Here is a 22710-nt window from a genome sequence, read left to right on the forward strand (position 1 = left end):
TCCCCGAGATCAGTGGAAACGCTTGCCGTTGACCTTTTCCGAGATGCCCTCGGTGTCGAGGAGCATGGTCAGGCCGCCGTTCCAGAAGGAGAAGCCGGCGCCCGTGATCATGGCCAGGTCGAGGTCCTCCGGAGCCGCGACGACGCCCTCGTCGAGCATCAGCTGCGCCTCCTGGGCAAGCCCCTCGAGCACCCGGGCCCGCACCTCGGCGGGCTCTAGGACGACCGGCTCGGCCGGCTTCTCGAGCAGCGCCTCGACCTCGGGGTCGAGCGCCCCGTCGGCGCCGTAGTACGACGCCTTGCGGGCCTCGACGACCCGCTTCAGGGCGGGGGAGACGTGGAAGCGCTCCGGGAACGCGCGCTGCAGGGTCTCGCTGTTGTGCAGCGCGATGGCCGGGCCGACCAGCGAGAGCAGCATGAACGGCGGCATCGGAGCGACGCCCGCGAACGCGGAGTCGGCCACGGCCACCGGGGTGCCCTCGTCGACGATCTTGCCGACCTCGCCCATGAACCGGCCGAGAAGCCGGTTGACGATGAAGGACGGGCTGTCCTTGACCAGGATCGAGGTCTTCCGCAGCGCCTTGCCGGTCGCGAACGCGGTGGCCAGCGTGGCGTCGTCGGTCTGCTCGCCGCGCACGATCTCCAGCAGCGGCATCACGGCGACGGGGTTGAAGAAGTGGAAGCCGACGACCCGCTCGGGGTGCTCGAGGTCGGCCGCCATCTCGGTGATCGACAGCGACGAGGTGTTGGTCGCGAGGATGCAGTCGACCTTCACAGCCTTTTCGAGGTCCGCGAACACCGCCTTCTTGACGCCCATCTCCTCGAAGACGGCCTCGATGACGAAGTCGGCGTCGGCGAAGACGTCGTTCTTGTCGACCGCACCGGTGACCAGGCCGCGGTAGCGGTTGGCCTTGTCGGCGTTGAGGCGGCCCTTGGCCTCGAGCTTGCCGATCTCGTCGTGCACGTAGGCCACGCCCTTGTCGACCCGCTCCTGGTCGAGGTCGGTCAGCACGACCGGCACCTCGAGGCGGCGGACGAACAGCAGCGCGAGCTGGCTGGCCATGAGGCCGGCGCCGACGATGCCGACCTTGGTGACCGGGCGGGCCAGCGACTTGTCCGGCGCACCGGCCGGCCGCTTGGCACGCTTCTGCACCAGGTCGAAGGCGTAGAGGCTGTGGATCAGCTCGGGGGTGTGCGACATCGCCTCGAGCGCGTCGTCCTCGCGGGCGAAGCCGGCGTCGCGGTCGCCGTCCTTGGCGGCCGCGATCAGCTCGACGGCCTTGCGGGCGGCGGGGCTCGCGCCACCGGTCTTGGCGGCGACGACGCCCTCGGCGCGCTTCACGGCGGCGTCCCAGGCCTCGCCGCGGTCGACCTCGGGCCGCTCCACGGTGACGATGCCGGCGAGCACGCCGGCGGCCCAGCGCAGCGACTCCTCGAGGAAGTCGGCGCCCGAGAAGCAGGCGTCGGCGAGGCCGAAGTCGAAGGCCTGCTTGCCCTTGAGGGTCTTGCCCTGGTTGAGCGGGTTCTCGACGACGAGGGTGACCGCCTTGTCGGCTCCGACGAGGTTCGGCACGAGGTACGCGCCGCCCCAGCCGGGGACGAGGCCGAGCATGACCTCGGGCAGGCCCAGCGCCGGGGCACTGTCCATGACGGTGCGGTAGGTGCAGTGCAGCGCGACCTCGAGGCCACCGCCCAGGGCGAGGCCGTTGACGAAGCCGAATGACGGCTTGCCGCCATCGGTCAGCTTGCGGAAGACCGCGTGGCCGAGCTCGGCCACCACGCGCACGGCGTCGGGGCCACCGCCGGCGATCGAGGTCAGGTCGGCGCCGGCCGCGAGGATGAACGGCTTGCCGGTCACGCCGAGAGCGACGACCTCGTCGTCGGCGAGCGCGGCGTCGATCGCCGCGTTCAGCGAGAGCAGGCCGCGGGGACCGAACGTGTTCGGCTTGGTGTGGTCCTCGCCGTTGTCGAGCGTGATCAGGCCCAGCACGCCGGGGCTCTTCCCGTCCACGGGCGGGAGGGCGACCTTGCGCAGCTTGGCCTCGGTGACACGCTCGGCGTCGGAGGAGATCTCCTGCGCGCGGGTCAGGAGGGTCGAGATGTCAGCCATCAGGCGGCCTTCCCTTCGGTGGTGCCGTTCCAGTGCGGGTTCTCCCAGATGACGGTGCCGCCCATGCCGATGCCGATGCACATCGTGGTGAGGCCGTAGCGGACCTCGGGGCGCTCCTCGAACTGGCGGGCCAGCTGGGTCATCAGCCGGACGCCCGAGGAGGCGAGCGGGTGACCCATGGCGATGGCGCCGCCGTACGGGTTGACGCGTGCGTCGTCGTCGGCGATGCCGAAGTGCTCGAGGAAGGCGAGCACCTGCACGGCGAACGCCTCGTTGACCTCGAACGCGTCGATGTCGTCGATGGTGAGGCCGGCCTGCTTGAGGGCCTTCTCGGTGGCAGGGATCGGACCGGCGCCCATGACCTCGGGCTCGACGCCGACGAAGGAGTAGGACACCAGCCGCATCTTGACCGGCAGGCCCAGCTCGCGGGCGGTCTCCTCGTCGGCGAGCAGCGCCGCAGTGGCGCCGTCGTTGATGCCCGCGGCGTTGCCGGCGGTCACCTTGCCGTGCGGGCGGAACGGCGTCTTGAGGGCGGCGAGGCTCTCGACCGTGGTGCCCGGACGCATCGGCTCGTCGGTCGTCGCGAGGCCCCAGCCCTCCTCGGCGGAGCGGGTCGCGACCGGCACGAGGTCGGCCTGGATGACGCCGGCCTCATAGGCGGCGGCGGTCTTCTGCTGGGAGCGCACGGCGTAGGCGTCGACCCGCTCCTTGGTGATCGTGGGGTAGCGGTCGTGGAGGTTCTCCGCGGTCTTGCCCATCACCAGCGCGTCGGGGTCGACGAGCTTCTCGGACAGGATGCGCGGGTTGGGGTCGACCTGCTCGCCCATCGGGTGGCGGCCCATGTGCTCGACGCCGCCCGCGATGGCGACGTCGTAGGAGCCGAAGGCGATGCCGGCCGCGGTGGTCGTGACCGCGGTCATCGCGCCGGCGCACATCCGGTCGATCGCGTAGCCCGGGACGCTCTGCGGGAGCCCGGCGAGCAGCGCCGCCGTCCGGCCGATGGTCAGGCCCTGGTCGCCGATCTGCGTGGTCGCGGCGATGGCGACCTCGTCGACCCGCTCGGGCGGGAGCGACGGGTTGCGGCGCATCAGCTCGCGGATGCACTTGATGACGAGGTCGTCGGCGCGGGTCTCGGCGTACTGGCCCTTGGCCTTGCCGAACGGGGTGCGCAGGCCGTCGACGAAGACGACCTCGCGCAGCTGTCGGGCGGGTGACATACGGGGATCTCCTCGGGGAGGGGGATGCTGCCGGCGGCTACGTTACCCCGCGGTAACAATGCCTGTCGCGGCGGCCCGGATGTGGCCCCGGTCACGCCGGGGCGGGCGTAGGTCGGGGAATAGGCTGGTGTGCGCCGTCGCTGCGGACGGCGACCCCCGAACACCTGCCAGAGAGGACCCTCCGTGCCGTCTGACTCCCGGCTCGTCCACATCGTCGACGAGGTGCCCGAGCTCGACCGCCCCGAGCGGCCCGAGGAGGGAGCCGGCGGGCTGACGATGGTGCTGGCCCTCGACGGCTTCCTCGACGCCGGCAACGCGGCCGCACGCGCGGCCCGGCACCTCGTCGAGCTCTCGGACGGTCCCGTCGTGGCGACCTTCGACATCGACGAGCTCCACGACTACCGCGCCCGGCGGCCCCCGATGTCGTTCGTGCGCGACCACTACGAGGGGTACGAGCCACCGCGGCTGGTGGTGCGGCTGCTCCACGACCTCGGCGGTACGCCGTACCTGCTGCTGCACGGCCCCGAGCCCGACATCCGGTGGGAGGCGTTCACCCGCGCGGTGCGCGAGGTCGTCGAGCGGTTCGACGTCGCCCGTGTCGTGACCATGGGCTCGGTGCCGATGGCGGTGCCCCACACCCGGCCGATCGCCATCACCCCGCACGCCAACCGGCGCGAGCTCCTGGTCGGCGACAGCGCCTGGCGGGGCGAGCTGCGGATCCCGTCGAGCGCGCAGGCGCTGCTCGAGGTCCGGCTGGGGGAATGGGGCCACGATGCCCTCGGGTTCGTCGCGCACATCCCGCACTACCTCGCACAGCTCGACTACCCGAAGGCCTCGGCCGTGCTGCTGGAGCACGTCGAGGTCGCCGGCCGGCTCACCCTCGACCTGACCCGGCTGCGCGAGGACGCCGAGCGTCGCGAGATCGAGATCGCGCGCTACCTCGCCAGCAACGAGGAGGTCAGCGACGTGGTGCGCGCGCTCGAGCAGCAGTACGACGCCTTCGAGCGCGCCGAGCAGTCCGGAGAGAGCCTGCTCGCGCAGGACCAGCCGCTGCCCACCGGCGAGGAGCTCGGCCGCCAGGTCGAGCAGTTCCTGGCCGGGCTCGACGGGTCCGACGAGGCTCGCGACCCCGAGCAGGACTGACCGAGCAGGACCGAGAGGAACCCCCGTGCCCGCATCCGCAGAGGAGCTCGTGGAGCTGCTCGACCTCGAGACCATCGAGACCAACCTGTTCCGCGGCCGCCAGCCCGACACCGTGCTGCAGCGCGTGTTCGGCGGCCAGGTCGCCGCGCACGCCCTCGTCGCCGCGGCCCGCACCATCGACCCGGAGCTCAGCGTGCACTCGCTGCACTCCTACTTCCTGCGCCCCGGCGACACCGCGGTGCCGATCGTCTACGACGTGGAGCAGCTCCGCGACGGTCGGTCCTTCGCCACCCGGCGCGTGGTCGCCCGGCAGCACGGCCGGCCGATCTACTTCCAGACCGCGAGCTTCCAGCGCGCCGAGGAGGGCTTCGAGCACCAGGACGCCATGCCCGACGTGATCCCGCCGGAGGAGGCCCTCGACCTGGCGGCGCTGGTGAAGGAGCGCGGCGATGCGGGCAGCGAGCACTACGCCAAGGAGTGGGCGGCACTCGACGTGCGCTACGTCGGCAACTCCGGCAATGCGGCCGCCGGTGGCGGGCTGGCCCAGGACCCCGACCACCCGGCGCGGGCGCAGCTGTGGATCCGGGTCAACGGGCAGCTCTCCGACGACCCGCTCGAGCACCTCGCGGCCTTCACCTACGCCAGCGACATGACGCTGCTCGGCGCGACGCTCGTCCCGCACGGCGTGACGATCTCGACGCCGGGGCTGCAGCCCGCCTCGCTCGACCACACGGTGTGGTTCCACCGGCCGTTCCGGGCCGACGAGTGGTGGCTCTACGACCAGTGGTCGCCCTCTGCGCAGGGTGCGCGCGGCCTGGCGTTCGCCCGGGTCTTCACCCAGGACGGCCGGCTCGTCGCGACGGTGGCCCAGGAGGGGCTCATCCGGATGACCGACCGCACCTCCTGAGCCCCTCCGGGGGCTTCTGCGGCCGCAGGTCTGGACCGGATCCCGCCTGCCATAGCACTACACCGTTGTAGTTCGTGACAGACACGCCGGGACTCTGGTTACCTTTGCTCACTTCTGTGGCGGAAGTCATCTCGTGAGGTCGATGTGCCTCACGAGGTTCCGCCCCCGGCGAGCGAGGTACGGCGTGAGGTGTGGGCGTGTCGGGGGTGTGACGGTTGCGGCCGTGAGCGGCCTGGTGGTGTCGCTGGTGGTGTCGCTGGGGCTGTCGCTGGGGCTGGGGGCCGCGACGGCGTACGCCGCCCCGGTGACCGACTTCCAGATGCCGTTCCCGTGCGGTGAGGAGTGGACCGGGACGACCCGGGACTCGCACAGCCCCAGCAGGCTCTCGATCGACTGGAACCGGGTCGACGACCTCGGCGACCCGGTCGTCGCGGCGGCCCCCGGCGTCGTCACCACGGTGGTGCGCGGCACGACCGGCTACGGCAACTGGGTGCGGGTGACCCACGCCGAGGGTGAGTCGTCGCTCTACGCCCACCTCGAGACGATCGCGGTCGCCCAGGGTCAGGCCGTGGACCAGGCGGCGCTGATCGGCACGGTCGGCTCCACGGGACGCTCGACGGGCCCGCACCTGCACTTCGAGGAGCGCGACTCGCAGGGCGTCGTGGCGCCGTATTTCGACGGGGTGCCGTTCGTCTTCGGGTCGACGCTGGCCTCGCGCAACTGCGTCGATGTGCCGGTGGCCGGGAACTTCCTCGGCACCCCCGAGGCCGAGGTCGCAGTCTTCCGCCGCGCCGCGGCCGCGGCCTTCCAGGTCCGCCGCCCCAACGGCGGCACCAAGGTGATCCCGTTCGGCACCTCGGTCGACGCGCCGGTCGTGGGGGACTGGGACGGCGACGGGCGCGCCAACGCCGGTGTGCGCACCCCCGCCACCAAGACGTTCCAGCTCAGCACGCCGGCCGGCGTCACGACGGTCGTCTTCGGCTCCGCCGCCGACCTCCCGGTCGCGGGCGACTGGGACGGCGACGGGCTCTGGGAGGTCGGTGTCCGGCGCGCCTCGCGCAGCCTCTTCCGGCTCCGCGCCGCGGACGGCACCGTCACCTCGATCACCCTCGGTGACGCCGACGACCTGCCCGTCACCGGCGACTGGGACGGCGACGGCCGGACCGACGTGGGCGTGTTCGACTCGGCGACCGCCACCTTCACGCTCCGCATCACCGACCAGGACGGGCTCGCCTGGACCGCCGCGGTCCCGTTCGGCCAGCCCGGCGACCTGCCCGTGACCGGCGACTGGGACGCCAACGGCCGCACCGACGTCGGCACCTGGACCCCCACCACCGCGGTGTTCAGCGCGCGTCGCGCGCCCTCTCCCGTCGCCACCACGCGAAGGATCACCGAGGTCCAGTACGGCGACCCACGCTGACCAGTCCGCGCCAGCGATCGGGGTTGACGCGGGCGACCTGACGGGCGTTGGGTCGAGGCATGGGCTCCCCGCCCACGCTCTACATCGCACGTCGGTCGCTGCTGAGGGTGACCGGCGGGGGCGTGGTCGGCTTCGCGATCCTGGGGCTGACCTCGTGCGGCGGGGACGACGAGCCCGCCGACGACGCGGCCAGCCCTCCGGACGAGACGCCCGAGCCGACCGACGAGGCGACGGACGCCGCTTCCGAGGCTCTGTCCTGGGAGCGGGTCGACCTCGGCTTCGTGGCGGCGTACGTCCTGGTCCGCGGCGAGGACGCCGCGGTCGTGGACACCGGCGTGGAGGGCAGCGCCCCGGCGATCGGCGCGGTGCTCGACAGCGCCGGCCCGGGTTGGGCCGGCGTGCGCCATGTCGTGCTCACGCACAAGCACCCCGACCACGTCGGCAGCGCGAGCGAGGTGCTTGCCGAGGCGGCCGGGGCGACCGGGTACCTCGGCGAGGCCGACCTCGCCGAGGTCGATGCGGCGGACCTGCAGCCCGTCAACGACGGCGACGAGGTCTTCGGCCTCCAGATCGTGGGGACCCCCGGCCACACCGCGGGCCACGTCTGCGTCTTCGACCCGGACACCGGCGTGCTCGTCGCCGGTGACGCGCTCACGAACCAGGGCCAGCTGGGCGGCTCGCCCCCGGAGTTCACCGAGGACGAGGCCATGGCCGCGGAGTCGGTGCGCGCGCTGGCCGCCCTGCAGCCGAGCACCATCCTCGTCGGGCACGGCACTCCGGTCACCGAGGACGCCGCCGCGGCGCTGGACGAGCTGGCCGCCTCGCTGTAGCCATACACCGGTGGTTGAGGTGCGAGGCCGTCCGCGGCCGAGCCTCGAAACCCCGGAAGGGAAGGCAGGGCGGTGCCCACGCGTTGGCCGCCGCTCTGCGCATCCTTCAGTCGGTCAGCTTCGTGGCGCGACCCAGGAGGTGGGGGGCGCCGTCCTTCGCGGTGAGCGTGAAGGCGAGGCCGTCCTCGAGGCGCTCGGTGCCGAAGCGGACCGTGCCGGGCAGCAGGATCGGCTTCTTGAAGGCGACGTCGACCTGGACCGCGTCGGGCAGCCGGTTCTCGACGGCGGCGAGGCAGCGCGCCTTGCTCCACATGCCGTGCGCGATCTGGCGCGGGAAGCCGAACGCCTTGGCGGTCAGCGGGTGCAGGTGGATCGGGTTGTGGTCCCCGGACGCCGCGGCGTACCGCCGGCCGAGGTCGCCCGGCAGCCGCCACTCGACGCTCCCGGTGGGGGAGACGTCGAGCTCGAGGCCGCGCGGGGCGTCGGCGTCGCCGTCGCCGCGACGCAGGTACGTCGAGACGGACTCCCAGACCAGCGCGCCGGAGGAGTGGACGGTGGTGCGGAAGTCGAAGACCCGGCCCTTGGGGTGCGGCCGGAGGTTCTCGACGCGGGCAGTGACCTGCAGTCGTTCGTCGAGGCCGATCGGGCGGCGCTGGGTCAGCCGGTTCTCGAGGTGCAGCGTCCCGATCGCCGGGAACGGGAACGACCCGTCGGTCATGATCGCGAGGTGCAGCGGGAACGCGAGCATGTGTGGGTAGGTGACCGGCAGGGTGTCCTTGCGCGGGAACCCGCAGACCGCGGCGTACGCCGAGACGTGGTCGGGGTCGAGCGGCACGTCGTGGCGCACCAGCGCGAGGTCCGGCAGGTCGCCGCCGCGCTTGGCGACGCCGATCCGGTCGAGCCCGGGCACGAGGTTGACGCCCGGCAGCACCGGCAGCGCCGCCTTCAGCATCATCGGCAGCACCGACGGGGAACCGTCGACGACCTTCGGGGTGGACTGTGCCGGCTTCCCGGCCTTGGCAGCCATGTCACGCCCCCAGCATCATCTGGCCGCAGACGCGGACCACGTTGCCGTTGACGGCCGTCGACGCCGGGTTGGCGTACCAGGCGATGGTCTCCGCGACGTCGACCGGCAGCCCGCCCTGGGCCATCGCGTTGAGGCGCTGGCCAACCTCGCGGGTGGCGAACGGGACGGCGTCCGTCATCGCGGTGATGATGAAGCCGGGGGCGACGGCGTTGACGGTGATCCCGTCCTTGACCTCGCCGGCGAGCGCGTCCACGAGCCCGATGACGCCGGCCTTGGAGGCGGCGTAGTTGGTCTGGCCGACGTTGCCGGCGATGCCGGCGATCGAGGCGACGCCGACGATCCGGCCGTTCTTGTTGACCACCTTCTGGGCGAGCAGCTCGCGGGTGATCGCCTCGGGGGCGGTGAGGTTGACCGCGATGACGGAGTCCCAGCGGTCCTCGCGCATGTTGGCGAGCTTCTTGTCGCGGGTGATGCCGGCGTTGTGGACGACCACGTCGACCCCGCCGTGCTGCTCCTTCAGGTGGCGGGCGATCCGCTGCGGCGCGTCCTTCGCGGTGATGTCGAGGAGCAGGTGGTCACCGTCGAGCTCGCGCATCAGCGCCTGCAGCTCGCTGGCGGCCTGCGGCACGTCGACGCCGACGACGGTTGCACCGTCGCGGTGGAGAACCCGCGCGATCTGCTCGCCGATGCCGCGGCTGGCGCCGGTGACGAGCGCGACCTTGCCCTCGAGGGGGCGCTGCCAGTCGGTGACCTGCTCGGCGGGCTTCTTCGCCCCGGTGGCGCCGATGCGGACCACCTGGCCGGAGACGTACGCCGACTTGGGGGACAGCAGGAACGCCAGTGTCGAGCCGACCGCGCCCTCGGCGCCCTCGGCGACGTACACGAGCTGGGAGGTGCCACCGCGGCCGACCTCCTTGCCGAGGCTGCGGGTGAAGCCCTCGAGCGCCCGCTGCGCCACGCGCTCGCTGCCGGAGACCAGCTCGGGCGGGCTGCCGAGCACAACCAGGCGGGCGCAGCGGTCGAGGCGGCGCATGAGCGGGGTGAAGAAGTCGCGCAGCGCGGAGAGCTCGGCCGGGGAGGTGATGCCGGTGGCGTCGAGGACGAGGCCCTTGAAGGTCTCCCCGCCGGCGCTGTCGGTGCTGCCGGTGCCGCCGGTGCTGCCGGCGTCGGTGGTGGAGGCGATCCCCAGCTGGTCGAGCAGCGCGGGCAGCGACTCCGCGAGCCGGCCCTTGCCGCCGAGGGCGACGGTGCCGTCGACGAGCGGGGCGCCCTCGCTCCAGCGCTCGAGCTCGACGGGGTTGGGCAGGCCGAGGTACTTGACCATCAGCTTGCCGACGGGGGTCTGGACGAAGCCCTGGTAGCGATCGCTCATGGCGTCATGCAACTAGAGGTGTAACTCGGTGTCCACATTTCGTGATGTGCCCCTCATCCGGTTCCGTCACGGACGTTACCCGGACAGGATGGGGACATGACCTCCACGACCCGCCGCGTCGCCGTCATCGGCGGCAACAGGATCCCCTTCGCCCGCTCCAACACCGTCTACGCGACTGCCTCCAACCAGGAGATGCTGACCGCTGCCCTCGACGGGCTCGCCGCCCGGTTCGGGCTCGAGGGCGAGCGGGTCGACGAGGTCGTCGCCGGCGCCGTCCTCAAGCACTCGCGCGACTTCAACCTCACCCGCGAGGCCGTGCTCGGCAGCCGGCTCGCTCCCGACACCCCGGCCACCGACATCCAGCAGGCCTGCGGCACCGGCCTGCAGGCGACCATCCAGGTGGCCAACAAGATCGCGCTCGGCCAGATCGACGTCGGCATCGCCGGCGGCGTCGACACCACCTCCGACGCCCCCATCGCCGTCGGCGAGGGGCTGCGCAAGATCCTGCTCGAGGCCAACCGCGCCAAGGACCTCAAGGGCCGGCTGGCCGCCCTCGCCAAGGTGCGCCCCGGCCACCTGGTCCCCGCCATCCCGCAGAACGGCGAGCCCCGCACCGGCCTGTCGATGGGCGAGCACGCCGCGCTGACCGCGCTGGAGTGGCAGATCGGCCGCGAGGAGCAGGACGAGCTCGCTGCGACGTCCCACCAGCGCCTGGCCGCTGCCTACGACGCGGGCTTCATGGACGACCTGATCACGCCGTTCCGCGGCCTGGAGCGCGACCAGAACCTGCGCCCCGACTCGTCCGTGGAGAAGCTCGCCAAGCTGAAGCCGGTCTTCGGCCGGGGCGAGGCGGCCACGATGACCGCCGGCAACTCGACGCCGCTGACCGACGGGGCCTCGACGGTCCTGCTCGCGTCGGAGGAGTGGGCCGCCGCCCACGACCTGCCGGTGCAGGCGTACCTCGTCGCCTCCGAGACCGCCGCGGTCGACTACGTCCACGGGGGCGAGGGGCTGCTGATGGCGCCGGCGTACGCCGTGCCGCGGATGCTGCAGCGCGTCGGCCTGACCCTGCAGGACTTCGACTTCTACGAGATCCACGAGGCGTTCGCGTCGCAGGTGCTCTCCACGCTCAAGGCGTGGGAGGACCCGATCTTCTGCAAGGAGCGGCTCGGCCTCGACGCGCCGCTGGGGTCGATCGACCGGACGAAGCTCAACGTCAACGGATCCTCGCTGGCGGCGGGTCACCCGTTCGCGGCCACCGGTGGCCGGATCGTGGCCAACCTCGCGAAGCTGCTGGCGCAGAAGGGCGAGGGCCGCGGCCTGGTCTCGATCTGCGCGGCCGGCGGCCAGGGCGTGGTGGCCGTTCTCGAACGCTGAAACACCCTGCCCGAGGGGCTGCGCCCGCGCCGCCCCTCGGGCAGACTCGCCGGTGATGCGGACGGGGTCCGGAGAAGTCGACGTCGCCGACGGGGTGTCGCCCCCGCCGGACCGGGGTACACGGCGCTCATGGTGACCTACCCGACTGCGACCTCCGGCGAGCTCCTCGCCGGACGCTACGCGCTCGGCGAGACGCTGGGCTCGGGTGGCACCGGCACCGTGTGGCTGGCCCACGACCGGGTGCTCGACCGCGCCGTCGCGCTGAAGCTGCTGACCGCCGGCGGTAGCGACGAGATCGAGCGGGAGCGGATGCGGGTCGAGGCCAAGCTGGCGGGGTCGGTGGTCCACCCGGGCATCGCCCAGGTCTACGACTACGGCGAGTTCCGCGGCGAGGGCGGCGAGGACGACCTCACGCCGTACATCGTCATGGAGCACGTCGAGGGCACGACGCTGTGGCGCACCCTCCGCGAGCAGCGCACGCTGTCCGCGCGACGGGTGATGGACCTCGTCGGGCAGGTCGCCGCCGCGCTTCACGTGGCCCACGGCGCCGGCATCGTCCACCGCGACCTCAAGCCCGGCAACATCCTGGTCACCCACGACGGGCGGGCCGTCCTCGTCGACTTCGGCATCGCGCGCTCCAGCGACGTGGAGCCGCTGACCAGGACGGGCGCCATCGTCGGCACCGTCGACTACCTCAGCCCCGAGCAGGCGCAGGGCCGCACCGCCACGACGGCGTCGGACGTCTACTCCCTCGGCATGGTCGCCTACGAGGCGTTGACCGGGCTCAAGCCGTTCCACCGCGAGAACCAGGTCGCCACGGCGCTGGCCCACCTCAACGACCGGGCACCGGCGCTGCCGGACGACGTCCCGCCCGCCGTGGCGGACCTGGTGGTGCGGATGATCGCCAAGGACCCCCGGCGCCGGCCGACCGCCGCAGAGGTCGCGCAGACGGCCGCGGCGCTGGCAGAGGAGCCGGTGCTTCCCCCGCCGCCGTCGCGGGCCGTGCTGGCCCGGCTGCGCACCCCGCTGTGGCGGACCGACGCGTGGCGCTCCCGGTGGATGCAGGTGGCCGCCGCTGCCGTGGTCGGCGCGGTGGTCGTCGGCGGTCTGGTCGCGGCGAAGCCGTCGGCGGCCGTCGTCCCCGACGTCGAGGGGCTGACGTACGCCGCCGCCCGCGCCGAGCTCGCCGACGCCGGGCTGGAGGCCGAGCGGGTGTGGCATGACGGACGCGGCGAGCGCGGCACCGTCCTGGACCAGAAGCCGGCGCCCGGCAAGCGCGCCGGCAAGGGGCCGGTCGTGCTGCAGGTCGCGTCCGGCGAGGCGGTGGTCGACGGGAGCGCGCTGGTCGGGCTGTCCTACGAGGAGGCGGCACGGCGGCTCGTCGAGCAGGGCATGGTGCCGATCCGGCAGCGGGCCCAGCGCCCGGGCGCCGACGGCACGGTCGTGACGGCGCTGCCCAACGGCCGGCTCGAGCTCGGCACGATGGTCACGCTGACCATCGGGTTCGACCCGGCCAACCGCTGAGTCGCCGCCTGCCCGCTCAGCCTGCTCGTCAGGGACGGCCGCGGGCGACGCCCAGTGCGGACGCGACGAGGTAGGCGCGGACCTGGTCGGCGCCGATGGTGCCGACCGTCGGGATGCCCGGCGCCGCCTCCTTGACGAGGATGCCGACCCGGGCGAGCTGGAGCGCGCCCAGACCGCTGGCGTAGAGCGCGTTGGCGAGCAGCACCGGGTCGTCGACGGTGAAGTCGCCGGACTCCACGCCGGCCTCGAGGACGCTGCCGAGCGTGGCAAGACAGCCGGAGATGCTGCGGCCGAGCCGGAACAGGGCGCCCTCGGAGATCTCGTCGAGGAGCTCGGGTCCGGTGCGGCGCATCAGCGTCTGGGCGCAGTCGACGAACGCTGGGTGCGCCACGCCGTAGTCGCAGAACGCCTCGACCACGGCGGTGAGCCGGTGGGTCGCGGAGCCCTTGCGGCCGGCCGCCTCGTCCAGGGCCGTCTTCAGCTCGTCGAGGTACCCCTCGAGCGTGAGCGCGAAGAGCTCCTCCTTGCCGGTGAAGTGGCGGTAGACGATCGCGCGGTTGATGCCGACCGCCTTGGCGATGTCCTCGATCTGGGCGTCGCGGACACCCCGCTCGTCGAACAGCGCCCGGGTCGCGGCGATGATCTCGGCCTCGCGGGCGCGGCGCCGCGCGGCGGCGGCGGTACGGCGCCCGTCGGTGCGGGGGGCGGTGGCCATGAGGTGATGTTACTGCCGTGCAACTCGGTGTGACAGCAACTGGGACCGGCGTCGCACCGGGGCGCGGCCGGTCAGAACATGCCGTTGTCGTTCGCCGCGGTCGCCGGGACCTCCTGCAGCGCGTCCCAGTGCTCCACGACCCTGCCGTCGGCGTCGAGCCGGAAGATGTCGATGCCGGCGTAGACGACCTCGCTTCCGCCCGGCTGCTCGGGCGGCCAGGTCTGCCGGCAGTGCAGAACGACGTGGTCGCCCTCGGCGATAGTGCGGACGAACTCCACCCGCTTGCCGGGGTGGTCGCGCGCCATCCGCTCGAAGTACTCGACGAAGGCCTCCTTGCCGTCGCCGACGTGCGGGTTGTGCTGGCGGTACTCCGCGCCGGCGTACCGCTCGATGGCCTCGCGGGGCCGGTCCTGGTTGAACATCAGGTCGTAGAAGGCCTGCACATTCGCCTTGTTGCGCTGCAGCGTGTCGGCGTCACCCATGACGCCATCATGGCGCGGGCCCTGACCGGCTGTGGAGCGCGCCGATGTCGGGGCGGCAGACTGTGGGCATGGAGATCCGGGGGACCGACGTCGACCAGCAGCAGCGAACGCCGGCCCGGGGCTGGCGGTGGGGCATCCCCTTCTTGCTCCTGGGCAGTGCGACCGGCTGGTCGGTCGGGAAGGCACTGGACGACCCGTGGTGGTTCGTGGCCGCGGTGCTGCTCGCCTGGCTTGCGACCCTGTGGGTGCGTCGAGGGCGTCGGCAGGGGCAGCTCGACTCGCGGGGCAGGGCCTCGTGAGACTCCGTGCGGTGGTCTGGTGGGTCTGCTTCACGGCGTTCTGCGTAGCCAACGGCACGATCGCGGCCAAGGCGTGGGACAACCCGTGGTGGTACCTCGTCGGCTTCGCCTGGCTCGCCATCGGTTTCTTCGTGGGCCGCTGGGCAGCGCGTCGCGGGTTCACCGCGAGCGGACGCCCCCTCGGCCTCCCGGTCGCCCGCTGAGGCCCCGGCGGGAGCCGAGGTCTTAGCGCCGGTCCGTCCGTCCAGCCCCTCGCGCAGCAGGTCGGATCCTGCCCCGTGGAGCGGCGTGGGCGGTCGAGATGGTCAGGCGAGTCCCCGCACCGTCTCGATCGTGTCGGCCTCGTCGGCGGTCTTGTCGTCGCGGTAGCGCAGCACTCGCGCGAAGCGGAGGGCCAAGCCGCCGGGGTAGCGGGACGAGCGCTGCAGCCCGTCGAAGGCGATCTCGACGACCTGCTCGGGGCGGACCTCGACGACGTAGTGGTCGCGCAGGCTGCCGGGGGAGACGGCCAGCTCGGTGAACCGCTTGGTCTGCCAAGCCAGCATCTCGTCGGTCATCCCCTTGAACGTCTTGCCCAGCATGACGAACCCGCCGGTCTCGGGGTCGCGGGCGCCGAGGTGGATGTTGGAGAGCCAGCCCTCGCGGCGGCCGCTGCCCCACTCGACGGCGAGCACGACCAGGTCGAGGGTGTGGACCGGCTTGACCTTGACCCAGGCGGCGCCGCGGCGGCCCGCCTCGTACGGCGCGTCGAGGCTCTTGACCACGACACCCTCGTGGCCGGCGCCGAGCACCTCCCGGACGAAGCCGTCGGCCGCGGCGGGGTCGTCGGTGACGAGCCGGGCGACCCGGTGGCGCTCGGGCACCAGGGCGTCGAGGGCGGCGAGCCGCTCGGCGCCGGGGGAGTCCAGCAGGTCACGACCGTCGACGTGGAGCACGTCGAAGAAGTACGGCGTCACCTCGATGCCCGCGGCCTGCGCCGTGCGCGACGCCGTCTCCTGGAACGGCCGGGGCCGGCCGTCCTCGTCGAGGGCGATCGCCTCGCCGTCGAGCACGAACCGCTCGGCGGCCAGCGAGCGGGCGACAGCCACCACCTCGGGCAGGCGGGCGGTGATGTCCTCCAGCGTGCGGGTCGCGACGAGCACGTCGTCGCCGTCGCGGTGGACCTGGATCCGGATGCCGTCGAGCTTCGTGTCGACCGCCACCGGAGCCCTCGCGCCCCCGGCCGCCTTCTCCATTGCGGCCGCCACGTCGGGGGCGGTCGAGGCCAGCATCGGAAGCACCGGCCGGCCGACCTCGAGGCCGAAGCGGTCGAGCGCCGCCTCGCCCTCGGTGAGGGCCGCGACCGCGACCGGCCGGGTCGAGCCGGCCAGCATCGCGGCGCGTCGTACGCGCACCAGCGGCACGCCGGCGGCAGCAGCCACGGCCTCCTGCACCAGCGCGTCGAGCGCCCCCTGACGCACCGCGCCGGTGACGACGCCCCGCAGCCACGCCTGCTCGTCGGCGGTGGCCCGGCCGAACAGGTCGGCCACGGCGGCGGACCGCGCGGCCTGCGAGCCGGGACCCGACAGGGCGCCGATCCCCTCGAACGCCGCGTCGACCTCGAGCACCTCCAGGGACGGCTCCGCGGCCGGGGGAGGCAGGGCGGCGACGCCGCGCCAGCCCAGGCCCGTGCGCCGCTGCCGCAGGCTGCCCGACAGGTAGGCGGTGACGGTCTCGATCTCCTCGGACGAGGTGGTGTCGGCGGCGGACAGCGCCTCCGCGAGCGCGGCCACCTTGGCCTTGCGGGAGCGGGTGGCGGCGACCGCCCCGGAGGCGGCGACGACGTCGGCGAGCAGCACGCCGCCATTGTGCCGTCGACCACCTACACACCCCCTGCATGCACGGCGGACACGGACCGGCCGGCGACCACCCCGGTGCGAGGATCACGCCGTGACGACGCGCGACCTGCCCACGATCCCGGCCGAGCCGGGCATGCTCCTCGACGGCCACCTGGTGCCGGCCCACGACGAGGCCCGCTACCCGGTGCTCGACCCGACCACGGGTGAGCGGCTGGCGATGCTCCCGCACGGCTCGGAGGGCGACGTCGAGGCTGCGGTGACCGTCGCCCGACGGGCGTTCGACGTGACGGCGTGGAGCAGCGACCTCGACCAGCGGCTGCACTGCGTGCGCCAGCTCCACGACGCCCTCGCCGACGAGCTCGAGGACCTCCGGTCGCTGACCGTGCGGACCGCGGGTGTCCCGGTCGCGCTCACCCGCGGCGCCTGGCTCGACGGCGCTGTGACCGACCTGGGCCTCGCAGTCGAGCGCGCCGCGGCCGGTGAGGTTCCCGCTCTCCCGGGCGGGCCCGGCGTCGTCGGCGTCGTGACGCCCTGGACCTCGCCGTGGCAGGTCCTCCTCGACCGGCTCGGCCGGGCGCTGCTGGCCGGCGGCACCGTCGTGCTCAAGCCCGGCGCCGAGACCGCGCTGCTCGCCTGCGAGGTCGCGCGACTCGCTGCCGAGCGGACCGACCTGCCGCCGGGCGTGCTCAACGTCGTCACCACCCGCGACGTCGACGCCGCGATCGCGCTCACCACCGACCCTCGCGTCGACCTGGTCTCCTTCACCGGCTCGACGGTCGCGGCGGAGCGGGTGCGCCACCAGGTCCACCCCGGCGAGGACGGCGAGCAGCGCCACCTCGAGGTGACCGCGGGCGGCACCCGGGCCGCCATCGTGCTCGACGGCGCCGACCTCGGGGCCGCGGTGGCGGCGACGGCGCAGGAGATCGCGACGTACGCCGGCCAGCGCTGCGGCGTGCCCGCCCGGCTGCTGGTGCCACGGGACCGCTACGACGAGGCGATCGACCACGCGGTCGCGGCGACGGACGCCCTGCAGCCCGGTGACCCGTGGGACGAGGCGACGGTCTGCGGGCCGGTCGTCTCACCCGTGCAGCGCGACCGGGTCCGTCGCTACCTCGCCCTCGCCGTGCAGGAGGGCGGCCGGCTCGCCGCCGGCGCCGAGCACCCCGCACGCGAGCGGGGCTGGTGGGTGGCGCCGGCCGTCGTCGCCGGGCTCGACCCGCGGGACCGCGTGGCGCGCGAGGAGGTGCTCGGCCCGGTGCTGGTCGTGCTGCCGCACGACGGCGAGGAGGATGCGCTGGCCACCGCCGCGGACTCGCCGTACGACTTCGAGCCTGTGGTCCACCGGGCCTGAGCGGCCCGACGTCGGCGGCCGGCCTCAGCCGCCGATGCGGGTGCGCACCTCGAACAGCTCGGGGAAGAACGTCAGGTCGAGCGCCCGGCGCAGGAAGTCGACGCCGGAGGAGCCGCCGGTGCCGGTCTTGTGGCCGATCGTGCGCTGCACGACCTGGAGGTGGCGGAACCGCCAGGCCTGGAAGTAGTCCTCGATGTCGACGAGCTCCTCGCAGGTCTCGTAGACGCCCCAGTGCTCGTGCGGTGCCGCGTAGACCCCGGCGATGGTGTCCACGAGCGCGTCGTTGAGGCGGTGCGGCTTCGACCAGTCGCGGTCGAGCAGCTCGTCGGGCACGGCGTACCCGGCCCGGTGGAGGTAGCCGAGGAACTCGTCGTAGAGGCTCGGCTCGTGGAGCAGCGTCGCCAGCTCCTCGCGGGTGGCGCTGTCGTGGCGGAAGACGTCGACCATGGCGGCGTCCTTGTTGCCCAGCAGGAACTCCACCTCGCGGTACTGCGCCGACTGGAAGCCCGAGCTGGTCGCGAGGAACGGCCGGATCTCGGCGTACTCGCTGGGGGTCAGCGTCGCCAGCACCGTCCACTGGTCGGTGAGCACGCGCTGGACATGCTTGACCCGGGCCATCCGCTTGAGCGCCGGGGCGAGGTCGTCGCTGCGCAGGAGGTCGCGCGCCGAGCGGAGCTCGTGGACGAGCAGCTTGAGCCAGAGCTCGGAGGTCTGGTGCTGGATGATGAACAGCAGCTCGTCGTGCTGCGGCGGCCGGCTCTGCGGCCGCTGCGCGCTCAGCAGCTGGTCGAGGCAGAGGTAGTCGCCGTAGGACATCCTGTCCTCGAAGTCGCGCTCGATCCCTGCCTCGAGGTCGCGGTGGTTGCCGCTCGCGTCGGTGGCCATGGCCCGCAACCTACCGTCGCCGGATCGGAGGGACGCCGCGCCCTGCGTTACCGTCGTGCGGTGATGGTCCCGTGATGCCTGCTGCGCCCCGGCACGACCGGGTCTGGCGTCCCGACTGGCCGTGCCCGGTCGGGCGGATCCTGCGCATCCACCGCCGCGGCGCCGGGGACCCGACCTACCGCATCGACGCCGCGGGCCGCCACTGGCGCGGGATCCGTACGCCGGAGGGGCCGGCCACCCTCGTGGTCGAGGAGCGGCACAGCGAGGGCGCCGTGCACGCCTCCGCCTGGGGGCCCGGCGCGGTGTGGGCGCTCGAGTCGGTGCCCGACCTGCTGGGGGCGGCCGACGACCCGTCCGGCTTCGAGCCGCGTCACCCGCTGCTGGTCGAGCTCCTCCGGCACCACCCGCACTGGCGGCTGGGCCGGTCCGGCCTGGTCATGGAGGCGCTGGTCCCGGCGATCATCGAGCAGAAGGTCACCGGCCAGGAGGCGTTCGCGGGCTTCCGGCAGCTGGTCTACCGGTTCGGCGAGCGGGCGCCCGGCCCGGCCGACGAGGTGAACCTCTGGCTGCAGCCGACCCCGGAGACGCTGCGCGCGATCCCGTCGTGGGAGTGGCTGCGGCTCCACATCGACCCGGCGCGCTCGCGCCCGATCGTGGTCGCGGCGCGGGTCGCCGACTCGCTCGAGCGGTGCGCCGCGCTCCCCGCGGACGAGGCGGACCGCCGGCTGCAGAGCCTGCCGGGCATCGGAGTGTGGACCAGCGCCGAGGTGCGGCAGCGCGCGCTGGGCGACCCGGACGCCGTCTCCTTCGGCGACTACCACGTGGCCAAGGACGTCGGCTACGCGCTGACGGGGGAGCCCGTCGACGACGAGGGCCTCGCCGAGCTGCTGGAGCCGTGGCGCCCCCACCGGGGCCGGGTCACGGCGCTGGTCGGGATCTCCGGCATCCACCGGCCGCGCCGCGGGCCACGGATGGCGCCCCGGACGCACCTGCCCGCGCGGTAGCCGTCAGGGCTCCAGCCCAGCGGCGAGACGGTCCTCGAGCGCCGCGCGGACCATGTCGTCGTACGCGACCGTCTCGCGCGGCAGGACCGCGTGGATCTCGTCGTTGGTCACGACCGCCTCGGTGCCCATCGAGCCGAGCAGGTTGCGCGCGGTCGCGGGGTCGACGTCGGTGATGAACGACAGGGCGATGCTCATGAAGTCGGTCGTCAGTCCCGCGACCCCCGGCAGCGGCGGCACGTCGACCGCGACCAGCGGTACCGCCTCGCCGCGCAGCGCCAGCGACGCCGCCTGCAGCATCTCCTCGTAGGTCATCGCCTCCGGGCCGCCCACCTCGAACGTGCGGCCGACGGCGTCCGGGTTGTCGAGCACCCCGACGAGGTAGTGGACGACGTCGGCGAGGCCGATCGGCTGGGTGCGGGTGCGCACCCAGCCCGGCGCCACCATGAGCGGCATCGCGTTGACCACCTGCCGGGTGATCTCCCACGAGGCGCCGCCATGACCGACCACGATGCCCGCCCGCAGGGTGGTCACCGGGACCCCGGCCTCGGCGAGGTGGGACTCGGTCGCGCGCCGCGACCGCAGGTGCGGCGAGAGGTCGCCGTCCTCCGCGCCGAGCCCGCCGAGGTAGACGATCTGGCGTACGCCGGCGTCGGCCGCGGCGCTTCCGAAGGCGCGCGCCGCCCGGGCGTCACGCTCCTCGAAGTCGTCGGAGTCGAGGGAGTGCACGAGGTAGTAGGCGGCGTCGACCCCGTCGAGGGCGGCCTGGAGACCCTCGGCGGCGAACACGTCGCCGGGGACCGGCTTGCCGGCGCCCGTGTAGTCGTCGGGCCGGCGCGTCATCGCCCGGACCTCGTGACCGGCCTCGGCGAGCTCGCGGGCGACGTGGGAGCCGATGAAGCCGGACGCCCCGGTGACGAGGACGGTGAGCGGCATGGATCTCCTTGGGGAATCGGGCGGGGACTGAGTCAGAGAAGAGGGCGCAGCGGGGCGAGCACGAACTCGGTGAACTTGCGGTGCAGGTCGCGCGCCTCCCACTCGTGGCTGGTCAGCTCGAGGCAGTTGCCCTGGTCGACCCGGAAGATCTCCTCGAGGACCTTGGCCATCGACTCGTCGATGACCTCGAGGTTGATCTCGTAGTTGCCCTGGAGGCTGAGCCGGTCCACGTTGGCGGTCCCGACGGTCGACCAGGTGCCGTCCACGGTGGACGTCTTCGCGTGGACCATGGCGTCGCGGAAGCGGAAGATGCGGACCCCGGAGTCGAGCAGCTGGGAGTAGTACCCGCGCGAGATCCAGTCGGTGACGATGTGGTTCGACTTCAGCGGCACCAGCAGCCGGACGTCGACCCCGCGGCGCGCGGCGTCCTTGAGTGCGTCGACGAAGTCCTGGTCGGGGATGAAGTAGGCCTGGGTGATCCACACGTTGCGGCTCGACCGCAGGATCGCCTCGAGGTACATGCTGCGGATGGGGAACATCCACAGCCGTGGCACGTTGCGGTGCAGCCGGATCCGCGACTCCCACGTCGACGGCGTCTCCATCAGCAGCGGGCGCTCGCTGGGCGTCAGCCGGCGACGGCGGTTCAGGTTCCAGAAGTCCGCGAAGGCGCGCTTCAGGTCCCACACGCCGGGGCCGGTGATGCGCACGTGGGTGTCGCGCCACTCGGTGGCGTAGGCGGTGCCGATGTTGAAGCCGCCCACGAAGCCCACCTCGTCGTCGACCACGAGCAGCTTGCGGTGGTTGCGGCCGTAGCGGCGCAGGTCCCAGAACCGCAGACCTGCGTTGTAGACGGGGTAGCGCAGCACCCGCATTGTCGCTGGGAAGCGCTTGAACCGCGGCGGGACCACGAGGTTGGCGAAGGCGTCGTAGACGACGTAGACCTCGACGCCCCGGTCGGCCGCGGCGGCCAGCGCCGCCTTGAAGCGCTCGCCGACCTCGTCACCCTTCCAGATGTAGGTCTCGAAGAGGATCTGGCGACGGGCGCCCTCGATGGCGGCCACCATGTCCTCGAAGAGGTCGCGGCCGTAGGTGTACGTCGTGACGGTGCCGTCGCCGACCTCGACGGTGCGCGGTGGCGTCGTGGGGAACGGCTTGGGCTTCTTGCCGCGGCGGCGGTAGGAGTCGACCAGCGACATGCCGAGCGCCAGCGCGAGCTGGGCGCCCAGGATCGCCACGATGGTGCGCCGCAGGAGGCGCAGCACCCGGCTGCTGGAGGAGACCCCGTTCGTCACGCCGCCAATCTAGCGACCGGATGGCCACCTCACCGGCCACCTCACCGGGCACCGGCCGCCACGGCCTCGTCGAGCCGCTCGAGCGAGTACTCCGTCACGCGGATCAGCGCCTGCTTCGCGGACTCCCGCTGCCGGGCGTCGACGTTCATCATCGGCACGTGGGCGGGGATCGCCAGCGCCTCCCGGACCGCCTCCAGGGAGTACTCGGGCGTGCCGTCGAACCGGTTCACGGCCACGATGAACGGCAGCCCTCGCTCCTCGAAGTAGTCGAGGGGCGCGAACGCCTCGGCGAGCCGGTTCGTGTCGACGAGCACCACCGCGCCGATGGCGCCGCGGCACAGGTCGTCCCACATGAACCAGAACCGCTGCTGCCCGGGCGTGCCGAAGAGATAGAGCACCACGTCGCCGGTGAGCGTGATCCGGCCGAAGTCCATGGCCACCGTCGTGGTCGCCTTGGTCGGCACCGCGGCGAGGTCGTCCACGCCGTGGGACTCGTCGGTGACGAGCGCCTCCGTCCGCAGCGGCACGATCTCGGAGACCGAGCCGACGAAGGTGGTCTTGCCGACGCCGAAGCCGCCGGCGACGACGATCTTGGTGGAGGCCGCGCCGCGCGAGGCCCTAGTACGCACGAAGTCCACGGAGTGTCCTTTCCATCAGGTCGCGACGCTGGTCCGTTGACGAGCAGTCGGTCATCGTCTCGCGCACGCGCACCAGGCCCTGCGCCACGAGGTCCCCCAGGAGTACGCGGACGACGCCCACCGGCATCCCCAGCCGCGCCGACACCTCGGCCACCGAGCTGGCGTCGCAGGCATCGAGCACCCGGCCCAGCGCCCCGGCGGGCAGGCGTGTCGTGTCGTCGGTGCGGTCGAGGATCGCCTCGACCGACAGCTCCACGCGGGCGCGGGTGCGGCCCGCGGTCAGCGTGTAGGGGCGTACGACGGCGGCGGAGCCACCGTGCCCGTCGCCGTCCTGCGGGACCACCGGG

General features: G+C 73.1%; 22 protein-coding genes. 10 read left to right on the forward strand and 12 right to left on the reverse strand.

All coding sequences use genetic code 11. The annotated features are described in order from the left end of the window. Positions 1–9: 9 nt before the first annotated feature. Positions 10–2109 (reverse strand): 3-hydroxyacyl-CoA dehydrogenase NAD-binding domain-containing protein, encoded by a 2100-nt coding sequence (locus tag ACFP2E_RS00590; protein WP_378521685.1) that lies wholly within the window; start codon positions 2107–2109, stop codon positions 10–12. Then, on the reverse strand, positions 2109–3326 hold the full coding sequence (locus ACFP2E_RS00595; protein ID WP_378521686.1) for a thiolase family protein: 1218 nt from the start codon (positions 3324–3326) through the stop codon (positions 2109–2111). The genes ACFP2E_RS00590 and ACFP2E_RS00595 overlap by 1 nt, the downstream gene beginning before the upstream one ends. 183 nt (positions 3327–3509) lie before the next feature. On the opposite strand from ACFP2E_RS00595, the gene ACFP2E_RS00600 reads away from it, so the two are divergent. From ACFP2E_RS00600 to ACFP2E_RS00615, 4 genes are all read left to right on the forward strand, one after another. Beyond that, positions 3510–4469 (forward strand): PAC2 family protein, encoded by a 960-nt coding sequence (locus ACFP2E_RS00600; protein WP_378521687.1) that lies wholly within the window; start codon positions 3510–3512, stop codon positions 4467–4469. Positions 4470–4494: 25 nt separating this feature from the next. Further along, a complete protein-coding gene (locus ACFP2E_RS00605; RefSeq protein ID WP_378521688.1) occupies positions 4495–5376 on the forward strand; it encodes an acyl-CoA thioesterase in 882 nt (293 codons plus the stop codon). Positions 5377–5599: 223 nt separating this feature from the next. Beyond that, the gene (locus ACFP2E_RS00610) at positions 5600–6796 is read left to right on the forward strand and encodes a peptidoglycan DD-metalloendopeptidase family protein (RefSeq protein WP_378521689.1); all 1197 of its coding nucleotides are present in this window, start codon (positions 5600–5602) and stop codon (positions 6794–6796) included. Positions 6797–6855: 59 nt separating this feature from the next. Continuing rightward, the gene (locus ACFP2E_RS00615) at positions 6856–7626 is read left to right on the forward strand and encodes an MBL fold metallo-hydrolase (RefSeq protein ID WP_378521690.1); all 771 of its coding nucleotides are present in this window, start codon (positions 6856–6858) and stop codon (positions 7624–7626) included. A gap of 106 nt (positions 7627–7732) precedes the next feature. Here ACFP2E_RS00615 and ACFP2E_RS00620 read toward each other — a convergent pair whose 3' ends face one another. Both ACFP2E_RS00620 and ACFP2E_RS00625 read right to left on the reverse strand, forming a co-directional pair. Then, entirely contained in the window at positions 7733–8653 is a 921-nt protein-coding gene (locus tag ACFP2E_RS00620) for a MaoC/PaaZ C-terminal domain-containing protein (RefSeq protein ID WP_378521691.1), read from the reverse strand. Between the two features lies 1 nt (position 8654). Beyond that, a complete protein-coding gene (locus tag ACFP2E_RS00625) occupies positions 8655–10025 on the reverse strand; it encodes a 3-oxoacyl-ACP reductase (protein WP_378521692.1) in 1371 nt (456 codons plus the stop codon). A 96-nt stretch (positions 10026–10121) separates the two neighbouring features. Between ACFP2E_RS00625 and ACFP2E_RS00630 the strand changes: the two genes are divergently transcribed. Then, the gene (locus ACFP2E_RS00630; RefSeq protein WP_378521693.1) at positions 10122–11402 is read left to right on the forward strand and encodes an acetyl-CoA C-acetyltransferase; all 1281 of its coding nucleotides are present in this window, start codon (positions 10122–10124) and stop codon (positions 11400–11402) included. Between the two features lie 129 nt (positions 11403–11531). Next, positions 11532–12926 (forward strand): protein kinase, encoded by a 1395-nt coding sequence (locus ACFP2E_RS00635; protein ID WP_378521694.1) that lies wholly within the window; start codon positions 11532–11534, stop codon positions 12924–12926. A 28-nt stretch (positions 12927–12954) separates the two neighbouring features. Here the strand turns inward: ACFP2E_RS00635 and ACFP2E_RS00640 are convergent, their stop codons facing one another. Beyond that, complete coding sequence (locus tag ACFP2E_RS00640) at positions 12955–13641, reverse strand: TetR/AcrR family transcriptional regulator (RefSeq protein WP_378521695.1); 687 nt, start codon at positions 13639–13641, stop codon at positions 12955–12957. 71 nt (positions 13642–13712) lie between these two features. After that, positions 13713–14123, reverse strand: a complete 411-nt coding sequence (locus ACFP2E_RS00645) for a nuclear transport factor 2 family protein (protein ID WP_378521696.1) — start codon at positions 14121–14123, stop codon at positions 13713–13715. A 68-nt stretch (positions 14124–14191) separates the two neighbouring features. Here ACFP2E_RS00645 and ACFP2E_RS00650 point away from each other — a divergent pair, with 68 nt between their 5' ends. Next, on the forward strand, positions 14192–14422 hold the full coding sequence (locus ACFP2E_RS00650; RefSeq protein WP_378521697.1) for a hypothetical protein: 231 nt from the start codon (positions 14192–14194) through the stop codon (positions 14420–14422). Beyond that, positions 14419–14625, forward strand: coding sequence for a hypothetical protein (locus tag ACFP2E_RS00655; RefSeq protein ID WP_378521698.1), 207 nt, complete (start codon positions 14419–14421; stop codon positions 14623–14625). The genes ACFP2E_RS00650 and ACFP2E_RS00655 overlap by 4 nt, the downstream gene beginning before the upstream one ends. A 102-nt stretch (positions 14626–14727) precedes the next feature. On the opposite strand, the gene ACFP2E_RS00660 is transcribed toward ACFP2E_RS00655, so the two are convergent. After that, positions 14728–16260: an ATP-dependent DNA ligase gene (locus tag ACFP2E_RS00660; protein WP_378521699.1), complete on the reverse strand. Its 1533-nt coding sequence runs from the start codon at positions 16258–16260 to the stop codon at positions 14728–14730. 91 nt (positions 16261–16351) lie between these two features. On the opposite strand from ACFP2E_RS00660, the gene ACFP2E_RS00665 reads away from it, so the two are divergent. Then, positions 16352–17611: an aldehyde dehydrogenase family protein gene (locus ACFP2E_RS00665; RefSeq protein ID WP_378521700.1), complete on the forward strand. Its 1260-nt coding sequence runs from the start codon at positions 16352–16354 to the stop codon at positions 17609–17611. 24 nt (positions 17612–17635) lie between these two features. Here ACFP2E_RS00665 and ACFP2E_RS00670 read toward each other — a convergent pair whose 3' ends face one another. Further along, entirely contained in the window at positions 17636–18496 is an 861-nt protein-coding gene (locus ACFP2E_RS00670; protein WP_378521701.1) for a tryptophan 2,3-dioxygenase, read from the reverse strand. A gap of 74 nt (positions 18497–18570) precedes the next feature. Here ACFP2E_RS00670 and ACFP2E_RS00675 point away from each other — a divergent pair, with 74 nt between their 5' ends. Beyond that, positions 18571–19500, forward strand: coding sequence for a DNA-3-methyladenine glycosylase family protein (locus ACFP2E_RS00675; RefSeq protein ID WP_378521702.1), 930 nt, complete (start codon positions 18571–18573; stop codon positions 19498–19500). 3 nt (positions 19501–19503) lie between these two features. Here ACFP2E_RS00675 and ACFP2E_RS00680 read toward each other — a convergent pair whose 3' ends face one another. From ACFP2E_RS00680 to ACFP2E_RS00695, 4 genes are read right to left on the reverse strand one after another with little or no spacing between them, the layout of a single operon-like run. Beyond that, complete coding sequence (locus ACFP2E_RS00680; protein ID WP_378521703.1) at positions 19504–20433, reverse strand: NAD(P)H-binding protein; 930 nt, start codon at positions 20431–20433, stop codon at positions 19504–19506. A gap of 32 nt (positions 20434–20465) precedes the next feature. Beyond that, positions 20466–21725: a phosphatidylserine/phosphatidylglycerophosphate/cardiolipin synthase family protein gene (locus ACFP2E_RS00685; RefSeq protein WP_378521704.1), complete on the reverse strand. Its 1260-nt coding sequence runs from the start codon at positions 21723–21725 to the stop codon at positions 20466–20468. A gap of 41 nt (positions 21726–21766) precedes the next feature. Then, positions 21767–22354: an ATP/GTP-binding protein gene (locus ACFP2E_RS00690; RefSeq protein ID WP_378521997.1), complete on the reverse strand. Its 588-nt coding sequence runs from the start codon at positions 22352–22354 to the stop codon at positions 21767–21769. Further along, a complete protein-coding gene (locus ACFP2E_RS00695) occupies positions 22344–22706 on the reverse strand; it encodes a DUF742 domain-containing protein (protein WP_378521705.1) in 363 nt (120 codons plus the stop codon). The genes ACFP2E_RS00690 and ACFP2E_RS00695 overlap by 11 nt, the downstream gene beginning before the upstream one ends. Between the last annotated feature and the right edge of the window lie 4 nt (positions 22707–22710).

The sequence above is a fragment of the Nocardioides sp. GCM10027114 genome (assembly GCF_042659625.1).
GTDB lineage: Bacteria > Actinomycetota > Actinomycetes > Propionibacteriales > Nocardioidaceae > Nocardioides.

What these genes read in the sequence shown, in the direction of transcription:
- ACFP2E_RS00625 (WP_378521692.1), bottom strand. Translation starts at nt 10,025, where the DNA reads ATGAGCGATCGCTACCAGGGCTTCGTCCAGACCCCCGTCGGCAAGCTG.
- ACFP2E_RS00675 (WP_378521702.1), top strand. Translation starts at nt 18,571, where the DNA reads ATGCCTGCTGCGCCCCGGCACGACCGGGTCTGGCGTCCCGACTGGCCG.
- ACFP2E_RS00595 (WP_378521686.1), bottom strand. Translation starts at nt 3,326, where the DNA reads ATGTCACCCGCCCGACAGCTGCGCGAGGTCGTCTTCGTCGACGGCCTG.
- ACFP2E_RS00640 (WP_378521695.1), bottom strand. Translation starts at nt 13,641, where the DNA reads ATGGCCACCGCCCCCCGCACCGACGGGCGCCGTACCGCCGCCGCCGCG.
- ACFP2E_RS00630 (WP_378521693.1), top strand. Translation starts at nt 10,122, where the DNA reads ATGACCTCCACGACCCGCCGCGTCGCCGTCATCGGCGGCAACAGGATC.
- ACFP2E_RS00635 (WP_378521694.1), top strand. Translation starts at nt 11,532, where the DNA reads ATGGTGACCTACCCGACTGCGACCTCCGGCGAGCTCCTCGCCGGACGC.
- ACFP2E_RS00645 (WP_378521696.1), bottom strand. Translation starts at nt 14,123, where the DNA reads ATGGGTGACGCCGACACGCTGCAGCGCAACAAGGCGAATGTGCAGGCC.
- ACFP2E_RS00620 (WP_378521691.1), bottom strand. Translation starts at nt 8,653, where the DNA reads ATGGCTGCCAAGGCCGGGAAGCCGGCACAGTCCACCCCGAAGGTCGTC.
- ACFP2E_RS00590 (WP_378521685.1), bottom strand. Translation starts at nt 2,109, where the DNA reads ATGGCTGACATCTCGACCCTCCTGACCCGCGCGCAGGAGATCTCCTCC.
- ACFP2E_RS00670 (WP_378521701.1), bottom strand. Translation starts at nt 18,496, where the DNA reads ATGGCCACCGACGCGAGCGGCAACCACCGCGACCTCGAGGCAGGGATC.
- ACFP2E_RS00680 (WP_378521703.1), bottom strand. Translation starts at nt 20,433, where the DNA reads ATGCCGCTCACCGTCCTCGTCACCGGGGCGTCCGGCTTCATCGGCTCC.
- ACFP2E_RS00615 (WP_378521690.1), top strand. Translation starts at nt 6,856, where the DNA reads ATGGGCTCCCCGCCCACGCTCTACATCGCACGTCGGTCGCTGCTGAGG.
- ACFP2E_RS00650 (WP_378521697.1), top strand. Translation starts at nt 14,192, where the DNA reads ATGGAGATCCGGGGGACCGACGTCGACCAGCAGCAGCGAACGCCGGCC.